This window comes from Vibrio sp. 10N.261.51.F11, assembly GCF_041471665.1.
GTDB classification, from domain to species: Bacteria; Pseudomonadota; Gammaproteobacteria; order Enterobacterales; family Vibrionaceae; genus Vibrio; species Vibrio crassostreae_C.
The window spans coordinates 1-13,924 of record NZ_JBFROW010000053.1 but is presented as its reverse complement, the minus strand read 5'-3'; the positions used below and the strand labels follow the sequence as shown (position 1 = coordinate 13,924).

General features: G+C 44.4%; 6 protein-coding genes and 1 riboswitch. Of the genes, 4 read left to right on the top strand and 2 right to left on the bottom strand.

What is annotated here, in order from left to right; translation table 11 throughout:
• The first annotated feature begins 115 nt into the window (after nucleotides 1–115).
• On the top strand, nucleotides 116–2,947 hold the full coding sequence (gene uvrA, locus AB4351_RS16365; protein ID WP_017061339.1) for an excinuclease ABC subunit UvrA: 2,832 nt from the start codon (nucleotides 116–118) through the stop codon (nucleotides 2,945–2,947).
• A 96-nt stretch (nucleotides 2,948–3,043) separates the two neighbouring features.
• Nucleotides 3,044–4,807, top strand: a complete 1,764-nt coding sequence (locus AB4351_RS16360; protein ID WP_372126591.1) for a PglL family O-oligosaccharyltransferase — start codon at nucleotides 3,044–3,046, stop codon at nucleotides 4,805–4,807.
• A gap of 112 nt (nucleotides 4,808–4,919) precedes the next feature.
• On the opposite strand, the gene AB4351_RS16355 is transcribed toward AB4351_RS16360, so the two are convergent.
• Nucleotides 4,920–6,059, bottom strand: a complete 1,140-nt coding sequence (locus AB4351_RS16355; RefSeq protein WP_017061337.1) for an alanine--glyoxylate aminotransferase family protein — start codon at nucleotides 6,057–6,059, stop codon at nucleotides 4,920–4,922.
• Between the two features lie 176 nt (nucleotides 6,060–6,235).
• Nucleotides 6,236–6,413: riboswitch (Lysine riboswitch) on the top strand.
• A gap of 109 nt (nucleotides 6,414–6,522) precedes the next feature.
• On the opposite strand from AB4351_RS16355, the gene lysC reads away from it, so the two are divergent.
• Nucleotides 6,523–7,890, top strand: coding sequence for a lysine-sensitive aspartokinase 3 (gene lysC / locus AB4351_RS16350; RefSeq protein WP_372126590.1), 1,368 nt, complete (start codon nucleotides 6,523–6,525; stop codon nucleotides 7,888–7,890).
• 115 nt (nucleotides 7,891–8,005) lie between these two features.
• On the opposite strand, the gene metH is transcribed toward lysC, so the two are convergent.
• Nucleotides 8,006–11,683 (bottom strand): methionine synthase, encoded by a 3,678-nt coding sequence (gene metH, locus AB4351_RS16345; protein ID WP_372126588.1) that lies wholly within the window; start codon nucleotides 11,681–11,683, stop codon nucleotides 8,006–8,008.
• 169 nt (nucleotides 11,684–11,852) lie between these two features.
• On the opposite strand from metH, the gene AB4351_RS16340 reads away from it, so the two are divergent.
• Complete coding sequence (locus AB4351_RS16340; protein WP_017061334.1) at nucleotides 11,853–13,133, top strand: sodium:proton antiporter; 1,281 nt, start codon at nucleotides 11,853–11,855, stop codon at nucleotides 13,131–13,133.
• Nucleotides 13,134–13,924 lie beyond the last annotated feature (791 nt).

Below are 13,924 nucleotides of genomic sequence, written 5' to 3'. Positions count from 1 at the left end.
AAGGGCGACTCTTTGAGTCGCCCTTTTTGTTTACTGTTTTTTTATCCAGTAAAACTTTGCACAAATCTCACTCTATGTAATACTTTAGCCACTTAAAATTACATGGTCTATTGAGATGGATAAAATAGAAATTAGAGGCGCTCGTACGCATAACCTCAAAGACGTCAACCTAACCATTCCACGTGACAAACTGACTGTCATCACCGGATTATCGGGTTCAGGAAAGTCGTCACTTGCGTTTGACACACTCTACGCAGAAGGTCAGCGTCGTTATGTTGAATCTCTGTCTGCTTACGCTCGTCAATTTCTATCTCTTATGGAAAAGCCTGATGTCGACCATATTGAAGGTCTGTCTCCAGCTATCTCAATAGAACAAAAATCGACTTCACATAACCCTCGCTCAACCGTCGGTACCATTACCGAAGTCTATGATTACCTCAGATTATTGTATGCGCGAGTAGGCGAACCTCGCTGTCCAGACCACAACATCCCTCTAGCAGCACAAACCATCAGTCAAATGGTCGATAAGGTCTTAGAACTGCCTGAAGGCTCAAAGATGATGTTGATGGCACCGATTGTCAAAGAGCGCAAAGGTGAGCATGTTAAAACACTGGAAAACTTAGCTGCGCAAGGCTTTATCCGAGCCCGAATTGATGGTGAAACCTGTGATCTATCCGATCCACCAGCACTTGAACTTCATAAGAAGCACACCATTGAAGTTGTGGTAGACAGATTCAAGGTTCGTCCTGATCTTCAACAGCGTTTAGCCGAGTCATTCGAGACCACATTAGAGCTCTCTGGCGGTATCGCTGTCGTCGGCTGGATGGACGAAACGGATCAAGAAGAGATCGTATTCTCTGCTAACTTCGCTTGTCCTAAATGTGGTTACAGCATGCAAGAGCTTGAGCCTCGCCTGTTCTCATTTAATAACCCGGCAGGAGCATGTGGTACGTGTGATGGTCTTGGTGTTCAACAGTATTTTGATCCAAGCCGAGTGATTTTAGATGAGAACCTAAGCATTGCTGAAGGTGCGATAAAAGGTTGGGATCAAAAGAACTACTACTATTTCCAGATGCTAACGTCGCTGTCAGAACATTATGGTTTTGATCTGTATGCGCCATTTAATTCTCTACCGAAAAAGACTCAAGAGATCATTCTAAAAGGATCAGGTCGAACTGAAGTGGAATTCAAGTACATCAATGACCGAGGTGATATTCGAGTTAAGCGTCATCCATTCGAGGGCATTTTAAATACCTTAGAGCGCCGTTACCGTGATACTGAATCTAGCGCGGTGCGTGAAGACCTTGCCAAATACATCTCAACCAAGTCGTGTTCTAGCTGTGATGGCACTCGCCTGAGACTAGAAGCTCGCAATGTTTTCATTGGTGATACAACACTTCCGGAAATCGTTGAACTTAGCATTGCTGACGCACTACAATTTTTCCAAGAATTGAAGCTAGACGGTCAACGTGGGCAGATCGCAGATAAAGTGATGAAAGAGATCAATGATCGTCTGCATTTCTTAGTCAACGTTGGTTTGAACTACCTTAACCTATCACGCAGTGCTGAAACGCTGTCTGGTGGTGAGGCGCAACGTATTCGTTTGGCGAGCCAAATCGGTGCCGGTTTAGTTGGCGTTATGTATGTACTTGATGAGCCATCAATTGGTCTCCACCAGCGCGATAATGAACGTCTATTGCAAACCTTAATTCACCTGAGAGACTTAGGTAATACGGTACTTGTTGTGGAACATGACGAAGATGCAATTCGTTGTGCTGACCATGTTATCGATATCGGTCCAGGAGCAGGGGTGCACGGTGGTCACGTGGTGGCAGAAGGTACCATGCAAGACATCATCGAAAACCCGAACTCTTTGACAGGCCAATACCTGAGCGGTGCTAAAGAAATTGCAGTGCCTGAAAAGAGAACGCCTATCGACAAGAAAAAGGTCGTCGAGATCGTTGGCGCAACGGGGAACAACCTAAAGAATGTGACCGCGACAATTCCTGTTGGCTTGTTCAGTTGTATTACGGGCGTATCAGGTTCGGGTAAATCAACGCTTATCAACGATACCTTCTTTAAAGTCGCCCACACTCAATTAAACGGTGCCACGACTGCAGTTCCAGCAAAGCACAAAAAGATTAAAGGGTTAGAACATTTTGATAAGGTAATCGACATAGATCAAAGCCCTATCGGTCGTACACCAAGATCAAACCCTGCGACCTACACAGGGATTTTCACCCCTATTCGTGAACTATTCGCGGGCACTCAGGAATCACGTTCTCGTGGTTACAAGCCAGGTCGATTCAGCTTTAACGTTCGTGGTGGTCGTTGTGAGGCTTGTCAGGGAGACGGCGTAATCAAGGTAGAGATGCACTTCTTACCCGATGTGTATGTGCCTTGTGATGTGTGTAAAGGTAAGCGTTATAACCGTGAAACTCTAGAAGTTCGATACAAAGGAAAAACCATAGACGAAGTTCTAGAGATGACAGTGGAAGATGCTCGAGAATACTTCAACCCTGTGCCTGTTATCGCTCGTAAGCTGCAAACATTGATGGATGTTGGCCTTTCCTACATTCGCCTCGGACAAGCGGCTACAACCTTATCTGGTGGTGAAGCTCAGCGTGTTAAATTAGCGCGTGAACTGTCTAAACGAGACACGGGAAAAACCTTATACATTCTCGATGAGCCAACAACAGGCCTTCATTTCCACGATATCCAGCAGCTACTGACGGTATTACATAGACTGCGTGATCACGGTAATACAGTTGTCGTGATTGAGCACAACCTAGATGTCGTTAAAACAGCAGACTGGATCCTAGATCTTGGCCCAGAAGGTGGGCAAGGTGGTGGTGAGATTGTTGCAGAGGGTACACCTGAAGATGTGGCGTTAGTCGAAGGTTCACACACTGCTCGCTTCCTTAAGCCTATGTTAAATTTGAAGTAGGTGTAAAATAGCGCCCTGCGGGCAGACAGAAAAATGTTAAAGTAACAGAGCTTGTTTCAGAAGGAACAAGCTCTGTTTTTATAAGGTTAGGGATTTATGGCAACAATACACACTAGCGGTACTCAGCTAGAAAATCAGGTCACTCAGCTACCACTCAACAAAGCATTTCTGGCTTCTTTAGCTGTTGTATTCTTGTTAGCTATGCATTTTTTCATGCCGAATCCTGGTGGTTCGGGCCTTGCTCTATCCTTTAACCCTACCACTTGGCTAGCGCTAAGCTTCACGCTAGCAATTGGCTTTTACCAACTCGCGACCAATCGAGTACTCAAGTATTCCAAATTAACAATTGGCTTGTTGATTAGCTGCATCATACTCACGCTACCCATTTTATACAGCAATGCTGCACCTCAAGGAGCGTCAGGACGCTTGCTTGGATTGTGGGCGGGCTTTGCCTTATTTGTGGTGCTGCAGCAATTTAAGTTCAGCAATAAACACAAGCAACGTATGTTGTGGTTCATTGTACTTGCTGTTGCTATACAAGCACTATTTGGCTATGTGCAATATTTCTTATTAGAACCTGGCAACCTATTTGGCTACAACACTGCTGCAAACCGACCATATGGGATATTTCAACAACCGAATGTAATGGCAAGCTTTCTTGCTACTGGTTTTGTGCTGTCCGCTTACCTTTTAGCAAGGCAGCCGGCTAAATATAACCATAAGATCAGCGAATCATTCCTACTGTATTTAACTCCAACCTTAACCGTGCCCTTGCTGATCATCATTGCATCACGTACCGGATGGTTGGCCGCTGTCATTGGGTTTATCTGCATTCTGCCCTATCTATACAAGTTCTCGACCAAGAAACGCTTCTACGGATGGTGCGCATCAGTGCTCGTCGGTGTCGTCGTCGCTTTTTCGGTGATCAGCCTAAGTGCGACTGATAGCCTCGCTAGCAAGAAAGCGAACCTAGAAAGCCCGCGCGCTTATACGTTCCCGCAAGCTTTAGATATGATGATCGAAAAGCCATTTACAGGTTATGGTTACGGGAAATTTGAGTCTGAATACACGCTATATACAGCTCGCCAACATCAACTCAACTCGAACTATCATCCAGGTCTTCCTTCAATGGATCACCCGCACAATGAGTTCCTGTTTTGGGGAGTTGAAGGGGGGATTGTACCAATCATCGGAATCTTGATTGCTGCAATATTGGTGATGTCACGCATAACAAATTCAGCAAAGGGAACACGTCTAGCCCTGCTCGCGTTATTTATCCCAATCCTTTTGCACTCTCAACTTGAGTATCCTTTTTACCACTCGGCGATTCACTGGATAACATTCATTATATTGATTTACTGGGTAGATCAGCGCTCTTCCCGACATTATCAACAGTCGTTCAGTATCATCAGCAAGACCCTATTTAGAGTGTTGAGCTTAGTGCTCCCTATTTTGGTCAGTTTTTATATGTTGAGCGCCCTGCACACCAACTATGTACTGACTAAGTTTGAACTGTCTAAGCCGAAAAATCCGGACATTCTTAAGCAGGTAACGAACCCAGTGGTGTGGAAAGATCGCTACGATTGGGATATATACAGCACTTACCTTAATATCGGCCTCTACAAAGCCGACCCGAGCCTTATACAGCCTTACATCGATTGGTCACTGGAGATCATTAAGAGCAAACCAAGACCGGCTTTCTACAGCAATCTGATTCTGGCGTATCAAGGCCTAGGAGAAGAAAGTAAAGCAGAGCAAATTCGTAGCGAAGCGAACTTTTTATTCCCTAACAGAGACTTTTCAAAGGTTCAGTATAAGAAAGTGTCACAAGCAGAAGATAACGTTTCGTCTGCAGAATAATGTTAAGAATTCGCAACGCAAGCTTCACTTAGTAGGCAGTAGGAGCTTGGGGTAGATACAAAAAAGCGCACGATCTCTCGTGCGCTTTTCTTTTTAATTTCAGTTCATGCAGCTACTTCAAAACATCTTTTAGCGCTTTTAGGCACAACGCGACATTCTCTTTACGAGCACCGTAACCCATTAGGCCGATACGCCATGCCTTACCAGCCAAAGAGCCAAGCCCAGCACCGATTTCAAGATTATATTCTTCTAAAAGCTGCGTTCTGATCTTAGCCTCATCAATTCCTTCTGGGAAATAAAGTGCATTAAGCTGCGGCAGGCGGCTCTCTTCATCAACCACAAACTTTAACCCTAGAGCTTCTACGCCTTCTTTAAGCTCTTGGTGCATCGCATGATGACGAGACCACGCATTATCTAAGCCTTCATTTTTCAACAAAACCAGCGACTCATGCAGAGCATAAAGGCTGTTCACGGGTGCGGTATGGTGGTAGCTACGCTTACCTTCTCCACTCCAGTAACCTAATACTAAACTTTGATCCAAAAACCAGCTTTGCACTGGTGCTTTACGGGCTTTCATTTTATCAACCGCACGCTGAGAGAAAGTCACTGGAGATAGCCCTGGCACACAAGACAGACACTTTTGGCTGCCAGAATAAACCGCATCAAGCTGCCACTCATCAACCAGCAATGGCACACCACCTAGAGACGTTACTGCATCAACAATCGTTAACGCATCAAACTGACGAGCGACAGCAGAGATAGCTTGAGCATCAGATAACGCTCCGGTTGATGTCTCTGCATGCACAAATGCAACAGCAACGGCATCGGGGTTTTCTGCCAATGCTTGTTCTACCTTTTCAACTGAAACGGGCTTGCCCCATTCGTCATCAACAAGGATGGCTTCGCCACCACAACGCACCACGTTTTCTCGCATACGCTCACCGAAGACACCGTTACGACAAACAATCACCTTTTCACCAGGCTCAATCAAGTTAACAAAACAGGTCTCCATACCTGCACTGCCCGGTGCAGAAACGGCAATCGTAAATTCGTTTTCAGTCTGAAAAGCGTATTTAAGAAGTTGTTTAAGCTCGTCCATCATCGCAATAAACAGCGGATCTAAGTGACCTATGGTTGGACGGCTCAAAGCCTGTAACACTTGAGGTGAGATATCTGAAGGACCAGGTCCCATTAACGTTCGGTGTGGTGGATAAAAGCTATCGATAGCAGTAGTGAGTGGTAAATTAGACATGTACATCCCTTACGTTAATGTTGTGAACAATCCACCCTAAAGCAAATTGATTACCTCAGCAATTAGCCATAAGTATTGAGGTCAAACCACTGTCACATAATTGTTAAAATTATTTTTTAAATATCTCCAGTTACGGATTGACATTGTTACCGCAAACACGTTCAATGAAATGGCTATCTAGCAGAAGAGGAGCACTGCCCAGGCAGATGTTTTGTGGAACCGCATTTCCAATACAAAACATTAAGGGGGAGCAGTGCCGAGATAATAAAAGGATGCAGGACCTTTATTATCGGTTGAGCGGGCTGAATCCCGGCAACTGTCGCCATTTCTATATGGTGAGGAGCTTCTGAGGTTACTATTCTAATAATTCCTCTCTTTTTGCTCTAAATACTCTCTTCGAAAAACATCGGACGTTGGATTACCCAACCGTAATTTTATTTTAGGAAGTCGTGGGAGATATATCGTGAGTGCATCTAATGTAGCTGGTTCTTTTAATGTCGCTAAGTTTGGTGGAACAAGTGTTGCCAACTTTGAAGCAATGAGCCGTTGTGCTGCTATTATTGAAAATAACTCGAATACGAAACTGGTCGTGAGCAGTGCATGCTCTGGCGTTACCAACCTACTCGTTGAACTCGCGAATGGGGTTCAAGACAAAGCTCGTCGTCAGGATTTGATGACGCAACTGACTGACATTCATAACGCAATTCTCGATCAGCTAGCTGATCCAATCAGTATCGAAAAAGAAGTTCACAGCATTCTTGATGACATTGCGAGCGCTGCCGAGGCTGCATCATTCCAAACAAGCACTAAACTGACCGATCACCTTGTCGCATGTGGCGAGTTGATGTCGACACACATCTTGGCTCAGATCATCCGTGAACGAGGCACTCCTGCTGTTCGCTTTGATATCAGAGATGTGATGCGCACTAATGATGATTTTGGTAAAGCCGAACCTCAACTAGAAGATATTGCCGCTCTAGCGCAAGAGAAACTTATTCCACTTTGCCAACAACAAGTTGTCGTTACACAAGGTTTTATCGGTGCTGATAGCGAAGGCAACACCACGACTTTAGGCCGCGGTGGCAGTGATTACTCAGCAGCATTGATTGCCGAATCTGTAAAGGCGATTGGTCTAGAAATCTGGACGGATGTTCCGGGTATTTACACCACTGACCCTCGTATTGCACCTAAAGCTTCTCCTATCCCAGAGATCAGCTTTAGTGAAGCATCGGAAATGGCAAACTTTGGTGCGAAGATCTTGCATCCATCGACTCTAGTACCTGCATTACGCCACCAAATCCCGGTATTTGTCGGCTCTTCTAAAGCACCAGAGTTGGGTGGAACTTGGATTCGCCAACAGGTGGAAAGCTCTCCACTATTCAGAGCCCTCGCCCTTCGCTGCAACCAAACCATGGTTACGCTGCGTAGCGCTAATATGTTCCATGCTTACGGCTTTTTGGCGAAGGTATTCGAGATCCTTGCTAAACATAAGATCTCAGTCGATCTCATCACGACTTCAGAGATCAGTGTCTCACTGACTCTCGATCAAACAGACACATCAGGTGGTGCTCCTGAGTTACCAGAAGCTGCTCGACTGGAGCTTGAAGAGTTGTGTTCTGTAGATATTGAACACGACCTATGCCTTGTTGCGCTTATTGGCAACAACATGAGTGAAAATAAAGGCTATGCAAAGCAGGTGTTTGGCACTCTGGAAGATTTCAATCTACGTATGATTTGTTACGGAGCAAGCCCACACAACTTGTGCTTCTTGCTAGATGCATCTGTTTCTAAGTTGGCGATCCAAAAACTTCACCAAGAGTTATTTGAATAAGGCGATGGTTAATTAATTGGTTTTAATTAACCAAACCCCAGATACAAAAAGGGTTGCTCTTGAGCAACCCTTTCTCTTTTTTACTTTACGAACCAAAGCTCGTCATAGATTCAAACTAGTTAATGTTTGGACCTAACCACTTCTCAGCTTCCAACATATCCCAGCCCTTACGATCAGCATAGCTTTCTACTTGATCCTGTTGAATCTGTGCAATCGCAAAGTATCTAGCATCAGGGTGTGAGAAGTACATACCAGATACTGAAGCACCAGGCCACATCGCGTAGCTTGTCGTTAATGACATATCGATTGCCTTTTCAACATCCATCAGCTCCCACAACGTGCCTTTCTCTGTATGCTCAGGGCAAGCAGGATAACCTGGAGCTGGACGAATACCTTGGTACTTCTCTCGAATCAAATCGTCGTTAGACAAATCCTCATCAGGCGAGTAACCCCAAATGTCCTTTCTCACTTCTTTGTGTAAATATTCTGCAAACGCTTCAGCCAAACGGTCCGCAACCGCCTGAATCATAATCGCATTGTAATCATCACCATTAGCTTTATATTCATCAGCAAGCTCTCGCTCACCAATACCGCCAGTAACCGCAAAGCCACCAATCCAGTCAGCTTTACCGCTTTCTTTTGGCGCAATGTAATCAGACAAACAGTAGTTAAAGCCTTTTGGTTTCTCTGTTTGTTGACGAAGATTGTGTAGAACTTTTAGAACTTCGGTACGAGATTCATCGGTATACACCTCAATATCATCACCAACACTGTTCGCTGGGAACATGGCACACATACCACGCGCTTCAAGCAGCTTCTCTTTCTCTACGCGATCCAGTAAATCATTAGCATCTTTGAATAAACGTTTTGCCTCTTCACCCACTTCTTCATGATCAAGGATTGCAGGGTATTTACCAACCAATGACCATGTCATAAAGAATGGAGTCCAATCGATGTACTGACGCAAAGTTGCCACATCAAAATCATTGAAGATGTGAACTCCCGGCTTAGCGGGTGCCGGTGGCGTATACGCATCCCAATCGATAGCAACTTTATTGGCACGAGCTCTTTCAAGCGTGACAGGCTTGGTACGAGGCTTCTTACGATTGTGCTGATCTCGAACGCGATCGTAATCGATATCCAGCTTCTCAACGAAAGCGGGTTTCAATTCATCAGAAAGTAGTGAGGTACAAACACCCACTGCACGCGAGGCATTATTTACGTATACAACAGGTTCTGAATAATTCTGCTCAATCTTAACTGCTGTGTGAGCTTTAGATGTGGTTGCACCGCCAATCAGAAGAGGCAGCTTGAAACCCTGTCTCTCCATTTCTTTAGCAACATGTACCATTTCATCAAGAGACGGTGTAATCAGCCCAGACAGGCCAATAATGTCGACATTCTCTTCTTTCGCTACCTTGAGAATCTTCTCGCAAGAAACCATCACACCTAAGTCGATAATTTCGTAGTTATTACACTGTAAAACCACACCAACGATATTTTTACCGATATCGTGAACGTCACCTTTAACGGTCGCTAACAAAATCTTACCGTTAGTTGCGCCCACTTCTTTGGATGCATTAATGAATGGTTCTAAATGGGCAACCGCCTGTTTCATCACACGCGCAGACTTTACAACCTGTGGTAAGAACATCTTACCTTCACCAAACAGGTCACCAACAACGTTCATTCCGTCCATTAGAGGACCTTCAATCACTTCAATAGGACGAGAGGCATTAACACGAGCTTCTTCGGTATCTTCAACAATAAAGTCGGTGATACCTTTTACCAAAGAGTGCTCCAAACGCTTCTCTACAGGCCAAGTTCGCCACTCTAATGCAGATTTATCTTCAACCTTACCAACAGCACGCTCTAGGTATTCGGTCGCCATATCCAGCAATCTTTCAGTCGAATCATCACGACGGTTTAGTACCACATCTTCAACAGCATCACGCAGATCTTCTGGAACATTATCGTAAATTTCCAACTGACCAGCGTTTACAATGCCCATATCCATACCGTTTTTAAAACAGTGATATAGGAATACCGCGTGAATAGCCTCACGGACGTAGTTATTACCACGGAATGAGAATGAAACATTCGACACACCGCCAGAGATCATCGCATGCGGGAGATCGCGTTTGATGTCTCCTACTGCTTCAATGAAATCAACCGCATAGTTATTATGCTCATCGATACCAGTAGCCACTGCGAAAATATTCGGGTCAAAAATAATATCTTCTGGTGGGAAACCGACTTCATCAACAAGAATGTTGTAGGCATTGGTACAGATTTCGACTTTACGCTCTCGAGTATCAGCCTGCCCGACTTCATCAAACGCCATCACGATCACAGCAGCACCATAACGACGAACTAATTTGGCTTGCTCAACAAACTTCTCTTTGCCTTCTTTTAGAGAGATTGAGTTAACGATGCCTTTGCCTTGAATACACTTTAGGCCAGCTTCGATAACTTCCCACTTAGAAGAATCGACCATAACAGGTACTTTCGAGATTTCAGGTTCTGAAGCACATAGATTCAGGAATTTAACCATACACGCCTCGGCGTCTAGCATCCCTTCATCCATGTTGATATCGATAATTTGAGCACCATTCTCGACTTGCTCTCGAGCTACACTCAAGGCTTCGTCGTAGAGCTCTTCTTTGATAAGGCGCTTAAAGCGTGCAGAGCCGGTAACATTGGTCCGCTCACCTACATTCACGAACAAAGATTCTTTAGCTATCGTCAGTGGCTCTAGTCCCGAAAGACGACAAGAAACTGGTAAGTCTGGCAATTGACGCGGCGTTACACCTTCAACGGCCTCAGCCATTTGACGGATATGCTCTGGAGTAGTACCACAACACCCACCAATTAGGTTCAAGAAGCCACTTTCAGCCCACTCTTTAACATGTTCAGCCATATCCTCAGGAGAAAGGTCATACTCGCCAAATGCATTAGGCAAACCCGCATTAGGGTGAGCAGAAACATTGCACTCTGAGATACGAGACATCTCACCGACATACTCACGAAGTTCATCAGGGCCCAATGCACAGTTCAATCCAAATGAGATTGGTTTTACATGACGAAGGGCGTTGTAGAATGCTTCTGTCGTCTGTCCTGAAAGGGTACGACCTGATGCGTCAGTGATGGTACCGGAAATCATCACTGGAAGAGCAATACCCACCTCTTCAAAAACAGATTCAACGGCAAAGGCACACGCTTTCGCGTTTAACGTATCAAAGATAGTTTCAATAAGAATTAAATCTGAACCGCCCTTAATGAGCGCGCGAGTCGATTCAGAATAGGCTTCAACCAGTTCGTCAAAGCTAACATTACGGTAACCTGGATCGTTTACATCAGGCGAGATAGAACAAGTTCGGTTGGTTGGACCTAATACACCCGCGACGAAGCGAGGTTTATCTGGGGTCTTTGCAGTCCATTCATCAGCTGCTTCACGAGCAAGCTTGGCAGCAGCAAAGTTAATCTCTTCACTAAGGCTTTCCATATCATAGTCGGCCATAGCGATGGTTGTAGCGTTAAAGGTATTGGTTTCGAGGATGTCAGCCCCAGCTTCCAAATACTCCATATGGATATCTTTGATAAGCTTAGACTGTGTAAGAACTAAAAGGTCATTGTTGCCCTTCAAGTCACTGTGCCAATCAGCAAAGCGTTCACCACGATAGTCTTGCTCTTCCAATTTATAATCCTGAATCATGGTGCCCATGCCACCATCAATCAGTAAAATTCGTTGCTTCAACAGAGCGTCAATCTTTTGCCTTACATTACTTCCCACGGTACAACCTCATTCCTTTAATTATCCCTCCATCCTATCACACATTAAAAAGGAGTCTAGACGTCTAAAAAAGGAAATTGATTACTGAGTCATGACAAAAAAATGTTTGCTATTTGAGCATGAGACAACGAAAATTCATATTCATACTTTGTTACATGTTGGAATCCCAATGTCGGTCTATTACACCTTATGCTTCTTGTCCGCTGCAGCCATGCTTATTGCTTTCGTGAATACAAAAATTGGTAAAATGCAGACAACCATCGCCATCACAGCTGGCTCAATGATGTTATCTCTATTGATTATCATTGCGGGACAAAATAATTGGTTCCAATTGGCAGACATTGCCTCAGAGACCGTTGCCAGTATCAATTTTGAAGATTTCCTTCTAAAAGGGATATTAGGATTCTTACTATTTGCAGGCGGTTTGGGAATCAAATTACCAAACCTAAAAGACCAGAAATGGGAAATAACAGTACTCGCGTTAGGTGCTACGCTGTTTTCAACATTCTTTATCGGTTTTGTGCTGTACGGGTTTTGCCAGTTCATCGGTATTCAATTTGATCTGATTTACTGCCTACTCTTTGGCTCGCTAATCTCTCCAACCGATCCCATCGCCGTGCTAGCAATAGTAAAGAAACTCGACGCTCCCAGAAGAATCTCTACTCAAATCGAGGGAGAATCTCTATTCAACGATGGTTTTGGCTTAGTTATCTTCGTAACCCTATTTACTATCGCATTCGGCACAGAAGCGCCAACCGTCGGTAGTGTGACCATGCTATTCGTTCAAGAGGCGATTGGCGGCATTGTCTATGGTTTTGTTTTAGGTCTTGTATTCCACTACCTAATCAGCAATACCGATGACCACTCGATGGAGTTGCTATTAACCATCGGCATCCCAACTGCTGGTTATGCGTTTGCTGAAGTTCTACATGTATCAGGCCCATTAGCGATGGTGGTATCAGGTATCATGATTGGTAACTGGACTCGCTTTATCGGATTCTCGAAAGAGAGTGAAGATCACCTAGATCATTTCTGGGAGTTGATAGATGAATTCTTAAACGGCGTATTATTCCTACTAATTGGTATGTCGATGCTGTTATTCAAATTCCACCAAGAAGACTGGATCTTAATGGCGTTCGCAGTCCCTCTAGTATTGAGTGCACGTTACTTGAGTGTTTTCTTGTCTTACATCGGATTTAAACGCTTTAGAACTTACAACCCGTGGTCGATTAAGATTCTAACTTGGGGTGGCTTACGCGGTGGCTTAGCATTAGCCATGGCACTTTCGATCCCTTCAGGTATCTGGGTAATTGAAGACAAAGCAATAGATGTAAAAGAGATAATCCTTGTCATGACATACGCCGTTGTTGTGTTCTCTATTCTAGTTCAAGGCTCAACAATCACTCCTATGATAGAGAAAGCAAAACAAGCAGAGAAAGAGCTAGATTAACACCTAGATAGATCAACCAAAGCCGCCTACTTTAGGTGGCCTTTTTTATACCCAATGAAAGTCAAACTCACCAATTCCCATACTGGAGCTATCGCTGAAAGATATGCGTGGAACATAGAGCTCATATCGATATTTGATACCGCTAATATTTGAGTAATCGAAAGCCTTAATGTGGGTGGACAGAACTCTTTAAGGAGCTTAAGTCATACAGAGAATTAGTTCTTGTGCGCACTCGCTAGTCTACCCAATAACCCACTCTCAAGTTATATAAGCTTCAATCGAAAGGCTTCACCTTTCACCTGGAAACAAAAATAACGGGACTCAACGTCTCGCTAGAATAGCGTTAGTTATTAACAGGACTACGGAGCTAGATGAGTGGTGAACAGAAAGCTTTAGCTTTGAACTAAGTCATTAAATACAGCAAGGCTGCACTAAATCAGTGTTCGATAGAGATAGCTAAAGGAACACATGGTACTTCAAGTGATACTTGTAAAAATGACAGGAATAAAAAGCGCTAGCATTTCTGCCGAGACGTGCAGACTAGAGTCTTAAATATGGCAAGGCTGGAATGAGTAGGCACTCCGGAGATTCGAGCACGCAGGTGAGCTAGGAGCGCCTAGTTATCCCAACATTACTTCGTAGAAGCAGCAGATACAAAAAAGCCCCAGTATTTCTGCTGAGGCTTAGTATATGGAAAGGTTGGAGGCTTAGACTCCCAACACGCGCTGTTTTGGTAAGTAGGAGAATCCGCGGCTTTGCTAATGGCATATATTATACCAATCCGGAAAATT